Genomic DNA, 17,535 nt, shown 5'->3' on the forward strand with positions numbered 1-17,535 from the left:
TTCACACTGCGCGAGTGTTACGCGGCACAGTCCCCCGAGGGCCACCCGTTCGCGTTAAGCATGGCGAGCGTCTCGTCACCGAACGGGTTGACGCCAGGGCCCACGGCCAGCGCGTGCGCGACGTGGACGTGCAGGCACTTGACGCGGCCCGGCATGCCACCCGCGGTGACCTGGTGGCCGAGCGGCTCGATGGCGTCCCGCTCGGCGAGGTAGGTCTCGTGCGTGCGCTGGTACTGCGCGGCGAGGTCGGGATCGGTGGAGAGCCGCTCGGTCATCTCCTTCATGATCCCCGACGCCTCGATGGTGCCGATCATCGAGTTCAGCTTCGGGCAGGTGAGGTAGTAGAGCGTCGGGAACGGCGTGCCGTTCTCCAGCCGCGGGCTGGTCTGCACCACGGACGGGTGCCCGCTCGGGCACCGCGCGGCGATGGCGCGCAGCGCTCGCGGCGGCCGCCCGAGCTGCTCCGCGATGATCTCGCGGTCGGCGTCGGTGACGGGCTCGAACCGGTGCTGCTGCGTGCTGTCCACGCGGTCAAGGTTAGTGCGTGAGGCTCACCACCCGGCCCGCGCCCCAAACGCCCCAATGTGGCGTTGGTTGCGTCCAACGCACCGAACGCCACATTGGGTGCGCTGGACGCACCGAACGCCACATTGGGGCGTTTGAAACTTGCGCCGATTCAGCCGCTGGAGACCTGGTTCCAGAGGTTCTCGTACCAGGAGCCGCCAGTGGTCGGCTGCTGCCCGGCCGGCGGCGCGGCGTCCGGCGCCTTGTCCTCCGGGAGCTGGACGATGTACGGCGTCTCGCCCGGCTTGACGTACCGCAGCCGCCGCCGGGCTTCGGCCTCGATCTGCGCCGGGTCGCTCAGCTCCGCCTTGCGGCCTTGGAGCTGAGCGACCTGCTGCTGCAGCTGAGCCTGCTGCGCCTGCTGTTCGCGGACCTCGGTCCGCTGGGAGAGGTACGTGCGCAGGGGCACGGCGATGGTGAACGCCAGCGCGCACACCACGATCGCCACCACCGCCGCGCGGCGGGTGGTGGACATGCCGAGCACCTTCGCCGCGCCGGACGCCCGCTTCGCCGCCAGGCCCCGGCGCAGCCGGGCCCTGGTGGTTTCCGCGTCGCCGGTGCGGCGGCGCGCCCCTTCGGGACGGCGGCCCGGCGCGGGCCGGCCCGTCCTGGAAGAGCCGCCGCCGTCGCGGCGACCGCGCGCCCTCCCCCGGTCCGCCACGGGTCTCAGCCCTCGGCGCTGAACCGCGGGAAGGCCAGCTCGCCGGCGTACCGGGCGGCGTCGCCGAGGGTCTCCTCGATGCGCAGCAGCTGGTTGTACTTGGCGATCCGCTCGCCGCGGGCCGGGGCACCGGTCTTGATCTGGCCGACGCCGGTCGCGACCGCGAGGTCGGCGATGAACGTGTCCTCGGTCTCGCCGGAGCGGTGGCTCATCATCGACTTGTAGCCGAACGACGTGGCCAGCGAGATCGCGTCGAGCGTCTCCGACAGGGTGCCGATCTGGTTGACCTTCACCAGCAGCGCGTTGGCGGCGCGGCGGGTGATGCCCTCCTCGAGCCGGTCCGGGTTCGTGACGAACAGGTCGTCGCCGACGATCTGGACCTTCTCGCCGACCTCGGCGGTCAGGGTGACCCAGCCGTCCCAGTCGTCTTCGCTCAGCGGGTCCTCGATGGACACCATCGGGTAGTCGCGGATCAGTTCGGCGTAGTAGGCCGACATCTGCTCCGCGCTCTTCTTGCTGCCCTCGAAGGTGTACGCGCCGTCGGCGAAGAACTCCGTCGCGGCGACGTCCAGCGCGAGCGCGACGTCGCGGCCCGGGGTGTAGCCGGCCTTCTCGATGGCCTGAAGGATCAGGTCGAGCGCCTCGCGGTTGTTCGCCAGGTTCGGCGCGAAGCCGCCTTCGTCGCCGAGCCCGGTCGAAAGGCCGCGGCCCTTCAGCACCGACTTCAGCGAGTGGTAGACCTCGGCGCCCCAGCGCAGGGCCTCGCGGAAGGTCTCCGCGCCGATCGGCGCGATCATGAACTCCTGGACGTCGACGTTGCTGTCCGCGTGCGAACCGCCGTTGAGGATGTTCAGCATCGGCACCGGCAGCACGTGCGCGTTCGGGCCGCCCAGGTAGCGGAACAGCTCCAGCTCGGCCGACTCCGCGGCGGCCTTCGCGACGGCCAGCGAGACGCCGAGGATGGCGTTCGCGCCGAGGCGGGACTTGGCGGGCGTGCCGTCGAGGTCGACCAGCTTCTGGTCGACGATCCGCTGGTCGACGGCCTCGATGCCGACCATCTCCGGGCCGATCTCGTCGAGCACCGCGGCGACCGCGCGCTCGACGCCCTTGCCGTTGTAGCGGCCGGTGTCGCCGTCCCGCAGCTCGACCGCTTCGTGCTCACCGGTCGACGCACCCGACGGGACCGCGGCCCGCGCCAGGGTGCCGTCGTCGAGGGCCACCTCCACCTCGACCGTCGGGTTGCCGCGCGAGTCCAGAATCTCGCGCGCGCCTACCTGCTCGATGAGAGCCACGCCATGCTCCTCGGTGCGTCGTGCCTGCCTGCGGTAACGGCCCCAGCCTAGCCGTCGCCCCAGTTCACCCGTTGGAGGACTCACCGCCCGCCCGGACCTCCTGCCACCCCGGCGGCAGCTCCACGGTCTCGGACGTCTGCTGCCAGAACGTCCAGCTGTTGCCCCCGGGATCGGCGACGGTGAACACCCGGGCGCCGTACGGCTGGTCCTGCGGCGGGTCGAGCTCGCACTCGCCGGAGAGCGCCGCCTCGACCCGCTCGTAGGTCTCGTCGACGTCGTCGACGTAGAGGATGTTGAGCTGACCGACCGGCCCGTCGACGCCTTTGGCCTGCCAGTAGTCCGGCCCGACGCCGGCGAGCTGGATCCGCGCGCCGCCCGCGGACAGCGTCGCCTGGAAGACCTCGCCCGCGGCGTCGCAGAACCGGACCTCCTCGGTGAACCCGAAGACCCTGGTCAGCCAGGCGAGCGCCGCCGTGGCGTCGGCGTAGTAGAGGTAGGGCGCCAGGCCCCGATAGCCGCTGCTCATGGCGGCACAGTCCATCACGTCTCGTTTCGAGGCGTGTGCATCCCCCTCTCCCGGGGTAACGTGGGAGTGACCATGACGGACGCCGCAGCTGCTTCGCAGCCTCCCGAGGAGTCGCGGTTCCATGCCTTCCGCCAGGCCGAAGACCTCGTCGGCCGCCGTCGTCCGCTCGACGCCCTGAAGGCGTTGCAGCCCCTGCTGGACTCCGAAGCGGACAAGCCGTCGGTGCACCTGCTGGCCGGGCGCGCGTACTTCCACTCCGCGCAGCTGCGGCGGGCCGAGCAGGCGTTCACGCGGGTGCTGGAGCTGGACCCGACGGACCACTACGCGAGGTTCATCCTGGGCCGGACGCTGCAGCGCCTCGGCCGGTTCGTCGAGGCGCTGGCGCAGATGCGGATGGCGTCGGCGATGAACCCGGTACCGGAGTACCTCGAGGCGATCAGCGAGGTCAAGGCCCACATCGCACTGCGCGAACGCTGAGGCGGCAGGGCCGAACGGCCCGGGTCACCTCGGCCGTTCGGCCGACCGACGCGGGCCCCTCGACCGATGTCCGGCATGCCGTCGTCCGGCGAAGCTGGTTCCAGACCGAACAGGGAGGAACCACGATGTCGATCTTCGCCACGCTGGGTGCTTACGCCGGGCTGCTGCTGCTCGTCCTGATGGCCGTCACGCCGCTCATCGTCGACCGCGAACTCTGACGGTTCCGCCTGTTCCGCGCGGCAGAGCGGGCACTCGGCAGGAGTTCGTGCGGCGCGCTGGCGCTCGGCTCCGCGGTGGCCGGATGTCGTGAACGACTCGTTCATGACGTCTGACGACAGGAAAGAGTCGTTCATGACGTCGCGGACGCGTCCGTCGGCTGACTTTGCCAGAACTCCCGCCGCAGAAACCTTCCCCGCCCTCCTGGGCAGGGTTCCGGCAAGGTCGTGTTGTTGCCGGTAGCTCCGCAAAGCACTCGTTGTGCCCACCACCCCGAAGCCGGATTATGACTACGGACGGCAGTACCGCGTCAAGGCGGGAAAGCGTGCCTTGACCCGGCACCTCCGTCCGTGTTCTGGCTTCGTATCGGGGTGGCAGGGAGGGTCTGGGTGGGGCGCCGGTAATGCCATCCACGTGCCGTCACGCCGGTGAGGCACCTGAAAAAGGGGGGCTACGACTTTGCCGGGGACCCCTGGGCCCGAAAACCTCCCCCGCCCTCCCAGGGGGGCGTCCCCAAGTCCAGTCTATCGGCCCACACCGACAAGCCCCGGCGACAAAGGCGATTCCGGCGATCCTGTCCACAATCCCGGTGGCCTGTGGACAACTGCGTCACGGTGCGACGCTCGCCTCCGCGTAGGCGTCCGCCGCGCTGAACACGTCCTGTCCGTACTCCACCGCCGGGTTGTAGAAGAGGATCGCGCGCCACCAGCCCGCCGGTGTACCCAGGTCGTCGCCGCCCGAGCAGAGGAAGCGGGCCGCCGTGAATGCCGCGTCGTCGATGTTCTGCGGGTCCGGCGCGCCGCCGTCGCCGTTCGCGCGCTGCTGGTACTTCTTCCAGGTCGACGGCAGGAACTGCATCGGGCCGATCGCGTGGTCCCAGGCCTTGTCGCCGTCGAGCTTGCCGCCGTCGGTGTCGTGGACCGCCGGCACTCCGGGCGCGCCGTCCAGGGGTGGCCCGACGACCGGCTTCGTGACGCGGCCGTTCGCGTCGATCGCCGAGAGGTCGAACGCCGCGCGCTCGGCCTCGACCCGGCCGATGCCCGCCAGCGTCGCCCACGCGAGGTGGCACGTCGGCTTCTGGCTCTGCATCCACATCTCCGCCCGGCCGTACGCCGACAGCACGCGCGCCGTGACGTGCGTCTTGCCCGCGACGCGGGCCGCCCACGCGTCCAACTCGGCCTGGTCGGACACCTTCGGCCGGTCGACCGGTGCGGCGAGCCCGGCACGCGGCGCTTCGGCGCCCGGCTGCGGGCGCTGCTCCGGGATGACCAGCGCCGGCTGCGCGGACGGCGTCACCGCGGGCGCGTCCGGGTTCCGGACACCGATGGTGACGACGAGGATCACGCCGGTGAGCACGAGCCCCAGCGCGAGGCCGGCCCGGCCGAGATACCGCCGCGGCGGACCACCCGGAGGCGGCGACGGAGGCGTGACGGTCGGCTGAGCGGTTTCGGCCACCCGATCAGGTTACGAGGGCACTCAAGGGGGTCCCCCAAGCGCGTGACCAGGCAAGCGGACGGTAAAAACTATCCCCCTGCCAGGGACATCACAATTTTCGTTATCGAGTCGACGCGCACCCCTCTGACCTGCGGTTACCCTAACCTAACTCCTCTCACCAGTCCACTTTGCCCGTTTCCTCCGCCTTCTCCGGGCGTAGGCTCACTGGACTTACAGGTGAGCCTTACCTAAAAAGTTCACGGAGCATGCAGAACTCAGGGAGGCGGACCGGTGTTGTTCTCGAGCGCGCTGATCGGGCTGCGCGAAGGCCTGGAAGCCGCGCTGGTCGTCAGCATCCTGGTGGCGTTCCTCGTCAAGACCGAGCGGCGGCACGCGCTGCGCTGGGTGTGGCCCGGCGTCGGCGCCGCGGTGCTGCTGTCGATCGCCGTCGGCGCGGTCCTCACCTTCACGACCAACCAGCTGACCTTCGAGCACCAGGAGCTGCTCGGCGGCAGTCTGTCGATCGTCGCCGTCGTCTTCGTCACGGCGATGATCTTCTGGATGCGCAAGGCGGCCAAGAGCATCGCCGCCGAGTTGCGCGGGAAGATGGACGACGCGCTGGACGTCGGCCCCGCGGCCGTGCTGCTGCTGTCGTTCCTCGCGGTCGGGCGCGAAGGGCTGGAGACGGCGGTGTTCTTCTACTCGACCGTCCAAGCCGCGCAGAAGGAGACCGTGCAGCCGCTGATCGGCTTCACCGTCGGCATCGCGGCCGCGGTGGTGCTCGCGTACCTGCTCTACAAGGGCGCCGTGCGGTTCAACCTCTCCAAGTTCTTCACGATCACCGGCGTGCTGCTGGTGTTCGTCGCCGCGGGCGTGCTCGGCTACGGCCTGCACGACCTGCAGGAGGCCGCGTTCCTGCCCGGCATCGACACCCTCGCCTTCGACGCTTCGGCCACGCTGCCCGAGACGTCCTGGTACGGCGCCCTGCTGAAGGGCATCTTCAACTACTCGCAGCAGACGACCGTGCTGCAGGCCGTCGCCTGGGTCGCCTACGTCGCCATCGTGCTGCCCCTCTTCCTCAAGCCCAGCAAGAAGACCGCGCCGGCGCCCGCCGCCGCGGCCGCCTCGAAGGAGTGACCGTGCGCAAGACCCCCTCGCTGGCCGTACTGGCCGGCGCCACCATGTTGGTGACGCTCGCCGCGTGCGGCAGCAAGAGCGACACCGCGGGCGGCCCGGCCGGCGGCCCGATCAAGGTCTCGGCGTCCGACACCGCGTGCGAGGTTTCCGCCACCACGGCCGGCGCGGGCAACCTGACCTTCGAGATCACCAACAAGGGCAGCAAGGTCACCGAGTTCTACCTCTACGCCGAGGGCGACCGGATCATGGGCGAGGTCGAGAACATCGCGCCCGGGCTGAACCGGCGGCTGATCGTCGAGGTCGCCGACGCCGGCAAGTACCAGACCGCGTGCAAGCCGGGCATGTCCGGCACCGGCATCCGCGGCGACTTCACCGTCACCGGCGGCGTCGCGAAGCAGAACAACGCCGACGCGCAGAAGGCGCAGGCCACCAAGAGCTACGCCGACTACATCGCGAACAACACCGCCGCGCTGCAGGACGAGACGACGAAGTTCGCCGACCTCGTGAAGACCGGCAAGGTGGACGAAGCCAAGGCCGCGTACGCGCGCACCCGCGTCTACTACGAGCGGATCGAGCCGGTGGCCGAGAAGTTCGGCGACCTGGACCCGGCCATCGACGTCCGTGAGGCCGACCTCGAGCCGAACCAGCAGTTCACCGGGTTCCACCGGCTGGAGAAGGACCTGTTCAAGACCGGCCTGCAGCCCGACAGCGGGCAGATCGCCGACAAGCTGGTGACCGACGTCAAGGACCTGGTCGCCAAGACGAAGACGCTCGAACTGTCCGCTTTGGACCTCGCGAACGGCGCCAAGGGCCTGCTCGACGAGGTCGCCACCGGCAAGATCACCGGCGAAGAAGAAGCCTTCTCGCACACCGACCTCTGGGACTTCCAGGCCAACGTGGACGGCTCGAAGGGCGCGATCACCTCGCTGCGCCCGATCCTGCAGGTGAAGGACCCCGCCCTGGTGTCCACTTTGGACAAGGAGTTCGCGAACGTCCAGAGCCTGCTCGACAAGCAGCGCGCCGGTGACGGCTTCAAGCTCTACACCGAACTTTCCCAGGACCGGGTCAAGGAGTTCGCCTCGGCCGTCGACGCGCTGAGCGAACCGCTGAGCAAGGTTGCGGAGGTCGTCTCCAAGTGACGTCGACAGAGGGCACGCGCGTCTCGCGGCGGAAGCTCTTCGGCCTGGCCGGCGCGGGTGTCGCGCTCGCCGGGGCGGGGGCCGCCGCCGGCATCGGAATCGACAAGGTGACGAGCAGCAACGCCGAGGCGTCGACGAACACCGTCGACTTCCACGGCGAGCACCAGGCCGGGATCGTCACGCCGGCGCAGGCCAACCTGCACTTCGCGGCCCTCGACGTCACGACGAAGGACCGCGAGAAGCTGCGTCAGCTGCTCAAGACGTGGACCGACGCGGCCCGCCGGATGACGGCGGGCCAGGAGGTCGTCGCGAACGGCGCGGTGGGCAGCGGCTCGTACGCCCCGCCCGGCGACACCGGCGAGGCGCTCGACCTGCCGCCGTCGAACCTGACGCTGACCATCGGCTTCGGCCCGTCGCTGTTCGACGGCCGGTTCGGCCTGTCGGCCAAGCGCCCGCCGCAGCTGGTCGACCTGCCGCTGTTCCCGAAGGACAAGCTCGACCCGGCCCGCAGCGGCGGCGACCTGTGCATCCAGGCCTGCGCGGACGACCCGCAGGTGGCGGTGCACGCGGTGCGCAACCTGGTGCGGCTCGGCTTCGGCGTGACCGAGGTCCGCTGGTCGCAGCTCGGCTTCGGCCGCAGCTCGTCGACGTCGCGGGCGCAGCAGACGCCCCGGAACCTGTTCGGGTTCAAGGACGGCACGAACAACATCAAGTCCGAGGACACCGACTTCCTGCGCGACCAGGTGTGGGCCGAGGCCGGCGACGGCCAGGCGTGGATGGCGGGCGGCTCGTACCTGGTGGCGCGCCGGATCCGGATGCACATCGAGACGTGGGACCGCGAGACCCTCGACGGCCAGGAGAAGATCATCGGCCGCACGAAGGGCACCGGCGCCCCGCTGGGCCAGACCGCGGAGTTCGACGAGCTGGACCTGGACGTCGGCGGCGCGGGTGGCGAGAAGGTGATCCCGGAGGACGCGCACGTCCGGCTGGCCTCGCACCAGGCACTGAACGGCGTCCGGATCCTGCGGCGCGGCTACAACTTCGTCGACGGCTCCGACGGCGTCGGGCACCTCGAAGCGGGGCTGTTCTTCCTGGCCTTCAACCGCGACACCCGGAAGCAGTACGTGCCGATGCAGCAGGCGCTGTCGTCGAAGGACGCGATGATGGAGTACGTCCAGCACACCGGCTCCGCGCACTTCGCGGTCCCGCCGGGGGTGACCCGCGAGTCGAGCTGGGCGGACGCTCTGTTCTCCTGAACCCCATGATCGACATTCCCCTGACCGCGGACCTCGTCCGCGGTGCCCTCGAACTCGAACGCACCGAGCGCGGCCTGGTGCCGCACCGGCTCCCGGCTCGCGCGCGGGCCCAGAACAGCGACCCGCGGCTCGCCTTGGCGGAGGCGCAGCCGGCGGGCGTCCGGCTGCGGTTCCGGACCCGGGCCGACGTCGTCGAGCTGGAGACGCTGCGGACCAAGCAGGTGTACGCCGGCGCCCCGCCGCGGCCGGACGGGGTCTACGACCTGCTCGTCGACGGCGAGCTCACCGCGCAGGCGAGCGTGGCCGGCGGCCGCACGCTGACCGTCGACATGGCGACCGGCGCGTCCTCGCGCACCGAAGGCCCGTCCGGTGTCGTCCGGTTCGCCGGACTGGGCGGGCGGCCCAAGGACGTCGAGATCTGGTTGCCGCACAACGAGCTCACCGAACTCGTCGCCCTGCGCACCGACGCACCGGTCGAGGCGGTGCCCGCCCGCCGGGTGTGGCTGCACCACGGCAGCTCGATCAGCCACGGCTCGAACGCCGCGAGCCCCGCGACGACCTGGCCCGCGCTCGCGGCCACCGCGGCCGGCGTCGACCTGGTGAACCTCGGGTTCGGCGGCAACGCGCTGCTCGACCCGTTCACCGCGCGGGCGCTGCGCGACACCCCCGCCGACCTGATCAGCCTCAAGCTCGGCATCAACGTCGTCAACGCCGACCTGATGCGGCTGCGCGCGTTCTCCCCCGCCGTGCACGGCTTCCTCGACACGATCCGCGACGGGCACCCGGACACGCCGCTCGTGGTCGTCTCACCGCTCTACTGCCCGATCCACGAGCAAACCCCCGGCCCGGGCGACTTCGACCACGAAGCACTGGCCGCCGGCGTGGTCCGGTTCCGCGCGACCGGGGACCCCGCCGAGCGGGCGGCGGGCAAGCTGACGCTGGAGGTCATCCGGGACGAGCTGGCCCGGATCGTGGCGCAGCGGCAGGCCGAGGACCCGAACCTGCGCTACCTCGACGGCCTGGAGCTGTACGGCGAAGCCGACTTCGCCGACCTCCCGCTGCCGGACGACCTCCACCCGTCGCCCGCGGCCCACCGCCGGATCGGCGCGCGGTTCGCGGAGAGCGTACTGGCCGGAGGTTGACTTCAAGCGAGCTTGAAGTTGGAGGCTGCGATCATGTTCACCGAAGCAGAGCTCGCCTACCTCGCCGCCCAGCCGCTGGGCCGCCTCGCGACCCAGCAGCCGAACGGCACCCTCCAGGTCAACCCGGTCGCCTTCCACTACAACCCGGACGAGAAGACCATCGACATCACCGGGTACAACCTGCGCAAGAGCAAGAAGTTCCGCAACATCGCGACGCACGACAAGGTCGCCTTCGTCGTCGACGACGTCCCCTCGACGAACCCCTGGCGCGTGCGGTGCCTGGAAATCCGCGGCCGCGCGGAAGCCCTGACCGGCGCCAACGTGCCCGACGGCCACCTCGACGACGCGGTGATCCGGATCCACCCCGGGCGCATCCTCGCCATGGGTGTCGAGGACGGGGACCAGGACCGGGACCCCCTCGAGCTGGAGCCGAACTTCCGCGACGTCTGAGGCGTCACCGCACCGGCGCCGGGACCTCGGCGAGCCCGGTCAGGGCTTCCGGCAGCGGGTTCCGGTGCAGGACGCCGAGGCGCTGCGTCGCGCGGGTCAACGCGACGTAGAGCTCGGCCGCGCCGCGGGGGCCGTCGGCGAGGATCCGGTCCGGGTCCACGACCAGGACGGCGTCGTACTCCAGGCCCTTCGTCTCGGACGCCGGCACCGCGCCCAGCACGTCCGGGGGCCCGATCACGACGCTGGTGCCTTCGCGGCCGGCTTCGTCACGGACGAACTCCTCGACGGCCGCGGCCAGCTCGTCGTCGGTGACCCGCCGCGCCCACGGCCGGACGCCGGACGCGCGGACCGACTCCGGCGGCCGGACGTCGGGCGCGAACTCGGCGAGCACCGCGGCGGCGACGGCCATGATCTCCGCCGGGGTGCGGTAGTTCACCGACAGGGAGCGGTAGACCCAGCGGCCCGCCACGTACGGGTCCAGCATCGAGCCCCACGCCCGCGCCCCGGCCTCCGAACGGCGCTGGGCGAGGTCGCCCACCACCGTGAAGGACCGGCCGGGGCAGCGCCGCATCAGCGCCCGCCAGTCCATTTCGGACAGTTCCTGGGCCTCGTCGACCACGACGTGCCGGTAGGTCCAGTCCCGGTCCGCGGTGGCGCGCTCGACGAGGGTCCGGGTGTCGGTCTCGACGAACCGGTCCGCCAGGTCCTCGGCGTCGAGCAGGTCGCTGGCGATCAGGCCGACGTCTTCGTCGACGTCCTGCCGCTCGATGAGGTTGTCGAGCACGTGCGCGGCGTAGGCGGCCTTGGCCCGGCGGTCCCGTTCGGCGGCCCGCTCGGCCTCCCGGTCGGCGGTCTTGTCCCGGCCGAGCAGGTCGGTCAGCTCGTCGAGCAGCGGCACGTCCGACACCGTCCACGCGTCGCCTTCGGCGCGGGCCAGCACGTCGTCGGCACCGGCCGCGCGCAGCCGTTCCGGCGACGAGTACAGCTGCGCCAGCAGGGTTTCCGGCGTCAGGATCGGCCAGAGCTCGTCGAGCGCCTTGGCGAACGCCTGGTCGGCGGTGAGATCCTTGAGCAGCTCGGCCCGGAAGTTCTCCCATTCCTCGCGGTCGTCGCGGCGCAGCCAGCCGCGTCCGATCCGGTTCATCGCCCGTTCGGTGAGCACGTACGTGACGATGTCGGTGAACACCGCGCGGGCTTCGTTGTGCGGCAGCCCGCTGTCCCGCGCCTCCTGCCTGGCCCACTCCGCGGTCTCGGCGTCGATCCGCACGGTGACCTCCCGCAGCTGGATCGGCACGGGCTCCGCCGGCAGCCGCTGCCGGTCGGCGATGGCCGCCGCGAGCACGTCGAGGATCTTCCGCGATCCTTTGAGCCGCGCGGCTTCCGGCGCGTCCTCGGCCGTGACGTGCAGGCCCGGCACGAGGTCGCCGGTGGTCATGAACACGACGTCGGTCTCGCCGAGTGACGGCAGCACGCGGCTGATGTGGTCCAGGAACGCCGGGTTGGGCCCGACGACGAGCGCGCCGTGGCGTTCCATCCGCTCCCGCTGGGTGTAGAGCAGGTAGGCGACGCGGTGCAGCGCCACCACCGTCTTCCCGGTGCCCGGACCGCCTTCGATCACCAGCACGCCCGGGTGGTCGAGCCGGATGATCTCGTCCTGCTCGGCCTGGATCGTCGCCACGATGTCGCGCATGCCTTCACCGCGCGGTGCGTTCACCGCCGCGAGCAGCGCCTCGTCACCCGACGCCTCGCGGAAACATTCCTGGGGAGACGACCCCCCAGCCCCCCCGAGCTGCGCGGGGATAGGGCGGCCGAGCACCTCGTCGGTGAAGTCGGCGACCGCCCGGCCCCGCGTGTGGAACTGGCGGCGGCGGCGCATGTTCTCCGGGTTCGCGCCGGTCGCGGTGTAGAAGGGCCGCGACGCCGGCGCCCGCCAGTCGAGCAGCACCGGTTCGTGGTCGTTCTCCTCGTCGAAGAGCCCGATCCGGCCGATGTAGCTCGTCTCGCCGGAAACGGCGTCCAGCCGGCCGAAGCACAGCCCGTTGTCGACGACGTCCAGCCGCCGCACCTCCCGGCTCAGCGCGCGCACCCGGACGTCCCGTTCCATGGCGCCGAGGTCATTGCCGCCCAGCGCCGCCTGGTACTCACCCCGCACGCGTTCCCGCTCGGCGTCGAGCCGCGTGTAGAGCCCGGCGACGTAGTCCCGTTCGGCGTGCAGTTCGTCTTCGTGTTCCTGAGCGGTCATGGGGTACCTCAAGCTTTCTTCGGCGCGCCGAACCAGGTCGACAGCCGGTCGAGCAGTTCCGGCTGGTCTTCGCCGACCCAGGCGACGTGGCCGTCCGGGCGCACCAGCACCGCGGGCACGTCCAGCTCTTCACTGACGTCGACGACGTGGTCGACCCGGTCCGCCCAGCCCTCGATCGAGAGCCGCCCGGTCTGGTCGAGCAGCAGGCCGCGGCCACCGTGCATCAGGTCGTACAGCCGGCCCCGCTTCAGCTCGACGTCCCGCAGCCGCCTGCCGACCAGGTCGTGGTCGTCGCCGAAGTCGTAGCGGATCTCGATCCCGACGATCCGCCCGATCAGGTACCGGTTCACCTGCTCGAACTCCATCAGCTGCCGCATCAGCCGGCGCACGGCCTGGGGACCGGCCTCGGGCCGCATCAGCTCGCCCTGGGCACGGGTGTTGTCCAGCACGTCCGCGGCCACCGGGTGCCGTTCGGCCTGGTAGGTGTCCAGCAGCCCGTCCGGGGCCCAGCCGCCGAGCTCGGCGGCCAGTTTCCAGCCGAGGTTCACCGCGTCCTGGAGGCCGAGGTTGAGGCCCTGGCCACCCAGCGGCGGGTGGACGTGCGCCGCGTCGCCCGCCAGGAACACCCGGCCGTCGCGGTAACGCTCGGCCAGCCGGGTCGCGTCGCCGAAACGGGACAGCCACAGCGGGGAGTGCACGCCGAAGTCGGTGCCCGCGTACGCCCGCAGCTGCTGCTTGAACTCGTCGAGGGTCGGCGGGACCGAGCGGTCTTCGGCCACCGACTCGGCGGGGACGATAACGCGGTACCGCCCCTCCTTGGTGGGCCCGAGCCCGAAGAACTTCTCGGTCTTGCGGATCTCGGTCACCTTGGCGGTCACCTCCTCCGGCGGCACGCCCACTTCCATTTCGCCCAGCAGCGTCTCCTTCCGGGCGGGCTCGCCGGGGAAGCCGATGCCGAGCAGCTTGCGCACGGTGCTGCGGCCGCCGTCGCAGCCGACGAGGTAGCGCGCCGTCAGCTGCGTACCGTCCTCCAGCTCGACGGTCACCCCGTCGTCGTCCTGGCTCAGCCCGGCCACCGCGGAGCCACGCCGGATCTCCACGCCGGCCTCGACGGCGTGCTCGGTCAGCAGCCGCTGGGTGACGGGCTGCGGGATGCCGAGGACGTAGGCGTGCGCGCTGTCGAGCCGCTCCGGCCACGGGCTGTCGATACCGGCGAAGTAGCCGGGCATCTTGAACTGCTTCCCGTTCTCGAGGAACTTCTCCAGCAGGCCGCGCTGGGCCATCAGCTCGATGCTGCGCACGTGCAGGCCGAGCGACCGGACCTCCTTGACCGGCTCCGGCTCCTTCTCCAGCACGAGCACCCGCACCCCGTGCAGCCGCAGCTCGGCCGCCAGCATCGTCCCGGTCGGGCCACCACCGGCCACGATCACGTCGATCATCGATTCCCCTTGTGTAGAGCGAAAAAAGCTTCGATTTACCGGTGCGAGATTCACGCGGAAGTGACGGCCGGACCCCGGCCTTCACGGCTTTCAGCGGCCGGAAATGTCGGTGGTCGCCGGTAAAGTGGAAAACGGGGGGCGCCCCCGCGGACGGCACTTCGGCCGACGGTGTCGAGCAGCAGCTTCGCGGCGGACTCCGCGCCGTCGGTGCGGATCGTGGCCGCCACGGCCGCCGCGCGCTCTCTCACCTTCGGGGCCAACGCCGTTCTCAGCGCGGCCGACAAGGACTCGGAGGTCGGCACCGGGCCGTCATGAGCCACGCCGACCCCCAGCTCGGCCACCCGGCCCGCCCAGTACGGCTGGTCCGCCGCCTGCGGGACCACCACCTGCGGCACCCCCGCCCGGGCCGCCGTCGTCGTGGTGCCCTGGCCGCCGTGGTGCACGACCGCGGCCACCCGGGGGAACAGGGCCTGGTGGTTGACCTCGCCGACGGTGAAGCAGTCGCCGGCGTCGTCGACCGCGGACAGGTCCGCCCAGCCCTGCTGGACGACCACGCGGCGCCCCTGCGCGCGGACCGCCTCGATCGCCACCCGCGCGACGTCCGCCGCGGCGCGCATGGGCATGCTCCCGAACCCCACGTGGACCGGCGGCTCCCCCGCCGCCAGAAACGCTTCCAGGTCCTTCGGAAGCGGGCGCTCGTCCGGCGTGATCCACGCGCCGGTCTGCACGACGTCGAGATCCGGCGTCGGCACCCACGGGTCCAGGACGCGGTCCGTGGCCAGCCACGGCCGGTCCTTCAGGACGAAGCCGCGGACGTCGTCCACCGGCGCCAGGCCGTTCGCCACCCGGTTCGTGTTGAGCGCCGCGCCGAACAGCGCGTTCACGCTCTCGGCGTCCAGCTCCCACAGCAGCCGGTGGTCGGTCACCCCTGGCGGGAACGGCCGCCCCGGGTACGCCAGCGGCGCGTGGTGCGGCGACGGCAGGACGACCTTCTGGAAGGTCACGACCACCGAGCGGACGCCCAGCTTCTCCGCCACCGAAAGCGCACCGGCCACGGTCGGTGTCATGCCGGTCGCCACCAGCACGTCGCACCCCTCGGCCGCCGCGGTGACCACGGCGAACTGCGCGGCGATCAGCTGGGCCGCGCGCTGGGGCAGGGACGACGGCGCGGGCGCCGCCTCGGTCAGCGCCCGAGCCGATGGGCCGACCGGCACGAGCTCCACGCCGGCGCCGGCCAGCCGCCGCGCGAAGTCCTCGTCCGGCGGCGCGCACACCCGCACCTCGGCGCCGAGAGCCCGCAGCGCGGCCGCGAACCCCACGAGCGGTTCGACGTCCCCCCTCGACCCGTACGTCGACAGCAAAACACGCACTCGCAAAACCCCCGATATTTCGTCCTGAGCCGGGGTGTCCGGCTCAGGACGACGATTTTGAGGGACGACCGGGGTCTTGCGGCAAGCCCCCCTGTGCGCTATACGTTAAACATGGAGAGAGTTGGTTTTCCGCTCCTCCTGTTTCCCAGCCGCTCCCGCACGCCCCTCTTCCGGGTGCGTTTGCGCAGCTAGCGGCGCCCACCCCAGCCCGTGTAGGACACCACTCCGAGCACGGCCAGCACCACCGCCGTCCAGGTGGCCGCCGCCGTTTCCGGGGGCTGCAGCGGCCACGCCGTGACGCGGCTCACCATCGAGCCGTCGCGCGGGACGAACGGGCTGATGGCGAACCAGGCCAGCGGGAGCGTCCAGCCGAACTGGCCGCCGACGACCGTGGCGGCCAGGCCGCCCAAGCCCGCCAGACCCGCGGTGTCGCGCACGACGATCGCCAGGTCGACCGTGGCCGGGCCCAGTTCCTGCACCCCCAGCACCAGCGCGCCGGCCGCGACGCCGATCAGCGCCAGGTGCGTGAACCGCCGGACCGGCCACGGCAGGGCCGCGGAGCGGTCGAGGTCGACGTCCTGGCCGCTCAGCCCGATCGCCGCCACCGCGATCCCGGCGGTCAGCGTCAAGGCGGCCGGGATCGTCGCCCAGGAGTCCCGGCTCAGGAACCAAACCCCGGCCGTCACCGCCACCAGCGCCACCGCCGCCGCCGGCAGCTGCCGCGACCGGGCGTACAGGATCGCCCACCTCATCGGAGGGCTCCCGGAATCAGCGCGGCCAAGGGATCACCCTGGCAGGACAGCAGGACCCGCCGCGCCGCGGCGACCCGGTCGAGCCGGACCTGCGGCGGCAGCGTGCGGAAGGAGTTCCACAGCTGCTCGACCGTGCCGAAGTCCTTCTTGAGCCATCGCCCGGAGTGTTCCGGCAGCATCTTCAGTTCGCCGGTGAAGTAAGCGGCCGTGATCATCCGCGCGGCCTGGTCCGGCAGGCTGACGACGCTGAACCGGTCGCACGAGGGCACGCCGCCGCCGGCCAGCAGCTCGAGCCGCAGATCGGCCGCATCCGCCGTCAGCAGCTTTTCTTCCTGCTGGAAATCCAGGTACACGACGTCGGGGGCACGCCGGGGCGCGTCGCCGGTGAAGGTCGCGGCGGTCTGTTCCTCGATTCGTGTCGGCGGGTCGGGGAGTTTCGCCAGCATCGCGAGTGCCTCGCGCCCCGGTCCGGCCAACGCGGCCAGCCGCTCGCGGTGCAGTTCCGCCACGCAGACCGGCCCGTCGCAGACCTTCCCGGCGGCGAAGCTGTCCGTGGTCAGCACCTCTGCCGACGATGCCGGGAACAGCGGCAACGCGACGGCGGCTCCCACGACGAGCGGCAGCAGGCTCAGCAGCCGCGCCCGGACGGAGTTCACCGACAGCAGCAGGAACCCGGTCGCGGCGAGGCCGGCGAACCACACGGCCTGCCCGGCGTCGACCGACGCCGCGGTCGTCACCATCGAGCCCCGCGGCTCGGCCAGCGCCGGGGTCAGCGGGCCGGCACGGGCGGGCAGGACGGAGTCCAAGGCCGGTTCGAGCGCCGTCCAGCACAGCATCGACAGGACGAGGACCAGCACGGCGAGCGCGGGTGCGGTCAGCGGGTGCGGCAGCAGCCGCCCGACGGCGAGACCGAGCCAGCTCCCGGCGACCACCGCGAGCAGCCCGACACCGACCACCGGGACGAACCCCGCCGAGAACAGCCCGCCGTGCACCAGCACCTCGACGGCCCCGACGGCGAACACCAGCAGGAAGCCCGCCGCGCTGAGCCCGCCCACCGCACCGGCGAGCTTCGCCGCCCGGTGCCGGCCCGGACGCGACGTGGTCGCCAGCAGTTCGGTCATCCCGGACCGGCTGTCGCGCATGCCCTGGATCGCCCCGGCGCCGACCACGATCGGCCAGAGGAAGACCAGCAGGAACCGCACCCACAACGCGGCGGTCGTCGCCTGCGCCGTCCACGGTGCCGGCGTCTTCCACCACGGCCCGGAAAGCAGGAACAGGAACCCGAGCGCGACGGCCACCACCGCCAGCCCGGCCCAGGGCGCGATCGAGCGCCGGAGTTCGGTACGCAGGATCACCGCGCCACCTCCCATCCGGCCGCGGCCGCGAACCCGCAACCGCGAGTCGACCCTCCAGGCACGCGAACCGACCGTCCAGGCAC

General features: G+C 71.6%; 16 protein-coding genes. 6 read left to right on the top strand and 10 right to left on the bottom strand.

Annotated features, from left to right (window positions below; translation table 11 throughout):
- Positions 1-17 precede the first annotated feature (17 nt).
- From CF165_RS23025 to CF165_RS23040, 4 genes are all read right to left on the bottom strand, one after another.
- Positions 18-527: a DUF501 domain-containing protein gene (locus CF165_RS23025; RefSeq protein WP_093949629.1), complete on the bottom strand. Its 510-nt coding sequence runs from the start codon at positions 525-527 to the stop codon at positions 18-20.
- A 149-nt stretch (positions 528-676) separates the two neighbouring features.
- A complete protein-coding gene (locus tag CF165_RS23030; protein WP_093949915.1) occupies positions 677-1,039 on the bottom strand; it encodes an FtsB family cell division protein in 363 nt (120 codons plus the stop codon).
- 191 nt (positions 1,040-1,230) lie between these two features.
- Positions 1,231-2,517 (bottom strand): phosphopyruvate hydratase, encoded by a 1,287-nt coding sequence (gene eno, locus CF165_RS23035; RefSeq protein ID WP_093949630.1) that lies wholly within the window; start codon positions 2,515-2,517, stop codon positions 1,231-1,233.
- Between the two features lie 64 nt (positions 2,518-2,581).
- Positions 2,582-3,043: a VOC family protein gene (locus tag CF165_RS23040; RefSeq protein ID WP_093949916.1), complete on the bottom strand. Its 462-nt coding sequence runs from the start codon at positions 3,041-3,043 to the stop codon at positions 2,582-2,584.
- 72 nt (positions 3,044-3,115) lie between these two features.
- On the opposite strand from CF165_RS23040, the gene CF165_RS23045 reads away from it, so the two are divergent.
- Positions 3,116-3,520 carry a tetratricopeptide repeat protein gene (locus tag CF165_RS23045; protein ID WP_167441544.1) on the top strand — a complete coding sequence of 135 codons (405 nt, stop codon included), beginning with the start codon at positions 3,116-3,118 and terminating at the stop codon, positions 3,518-3,520.
- 825 nt (positions 3,521-4,345) lie between these two features.
- On the opposite strand, the gene CF165_RS23050 is transcribed toward CF165_RS23045, so the two are convergent.
- Positions 4,346-5,092 carry a lysozyme family protein gene (locus CF165_RS23050; RefSeq protein WP_093949917.1) on the bottom strand — a complete coding sequence of 249 codons (747 nt, stop codon included), beginning with the start codon at positions 5,090-5,092 and terminating at the stop codon, positions 4,346-4,348.
- A gap of 369 nt (positions 5,093-5,461) precedes the next feature.
- On the opposite strand from CF165_RS23050, the gene efeU reads away from it, so the two are divergent.
- The 5 genes from efeU to CF165_RS23075 are packed head-to-tail and all read left to right on the top strand — an operon-like array spanning position 5,462 to position 10,294.
- On the top strand, positions 5,462-6,307 hold the full coding sequence (gene efeU, locus CF165_RS23055; RefSeq protein WP_093949632.1) for an iron uptake transporter permease EfeU: 846 nt from the start codon (positions 5,462-5,464) through the stop codon (positions 6,305-6,307).
- The gene (gene efeO / locus CF165_RS23060) at positions 6,304-7,446 is read left to right on the top strand and encodes an iron uptake system protein EfeO (protein ID WP_093949633.1); all 1,143 of its coding nucleotides are present in this window, start codon (positions 6,304-6,306) and stop codon (positions 7,444-7,446) included. Before efeU ends, efeO begins: the two co-directional genes overlap by 4 nt.
- A complete protein-coding gene (gene efeB, locus CF165_RS23065; RefSeq protein ID WP_093949634.1) occupies positions 7,443-8,702 on the top strand; it encodes an iron uptake transporter deferrochelatase/peroxidase subunit in 1,260 nt (419 codons plus the stop codon). The genes efeO and efeB overlap by 4 nt, the downstream gene beginning before the upstream one ends.
- Positions 8,703-8,707: 5 nt before the next feature.
- Positions 8,708-9,844 carry a GDSL-type esterase/lipase family protein gene (locus tag CF165_RS23070; protein ID WP_093949635.1) on the top strand — a complete coding sequence of 379 codons (1,137 nt, stop codon included), beginning with the start codon at positions 8,708-8,710 and terminating at the stop codon, positions 9,842-9,844.
- A 33-nt stretch (positions 9,845-9,877) separates the two neighbouring features.
- Positions 9,878-10,294: a PPOX class F420-dependent oxidoreductase gene (locus tag CF165_RS23075; protein WP_093949918.1), complete on the top strand. Its 417-nt coding sequence runs from the start codon at positions 9,878-9,880 to the stop codon at positions 10,292-10,294.
- A 4-nt stretch (positions 10,295-10,298) separates the two neighbouring features.
- On the opposite strand, the gene helR is transcribed toward CF165_RS23075, so the two are convergent.
- From helR to CF165_RS23100, 5 genes are all read right to left on the bottom strand, one after another.
- Positions 10,299-12,536 (bottom strand): RNA polymerase recycling motor ATPase HelR, encoded by a 2,238-nt coding sequence (gene helR, locus CF165_RS23080; RefSeq protein WP_205660946.1) that lies wholly within the window; start codon positions 12,534-12,536, stop codon positions 10,299-10,301.
- An 8-nt stretch (positions 12,537-12,544) separates the two neighbouring features.
- Positions 12,545-13,975, bottom strand: a complete 1,431-nt coding sequence (gene rox, locus CF165_RS23085) for a rifampin monooxygenase (RefSeq protein WP_093949636.1) — start codon at positions 13,973-13,975, stop codon at positions 12,545-12,547.
- A 50-nt stretch (positions 13,976-14,025) separates the two neighbouring features.
- The gene (locus CF165_RS23090; protein ID WP_093949637.1) at positions 14,026-15,345 is read right to left on the bottom strand and encodes a glycosyltransferase; all 1,320 of its coding nucleotides are present in this window, start codon (positions 15,343-15,345) and stop codon (positions 14,026-14,028) included.
- A 188-nt stretch (positions 15,346-15,533) separates the two neighbouring features.
- Positions 15,534-16,097 carry a hypothetical protein gene (locus tag CF165_RS23095; RefSeq protein ID WP_093949638.1) on the bottom strand — a complete coding sequence of 188 codons (564 nt, stop codon included), beginning with the start codon at positions 16,095-16,097 and terminating at the stop codon, positions 15,534-15,536.
- Positions 16,094-17,452 (bottom strand): hypothetical protein, encoded by a 1,359-nt coding sequence (locus CF165_RS23100; protein WP_240521743.1) that lies wholly within the window; start codon positions 17,450-17,452, stop codon positions 16,094-16,096. Before CF165_RS23100 ends, CF165_RS23095 begins: the two co-directional genes overlap by 4 nt.
- Between the last annotated feature and the right edge of the window lie 83 nt (positions 17,453-17,535).

It is taken from the genome of Amycolatopsis vastitatis (assembly GCF_002234595.1).
GTDB lineage: Bacteria > Actinomycetota > Actinomycetes > Mycobacteriales > Pseudonocardiaceae > Amycolatopsis > Amycolatopsis vastitatis.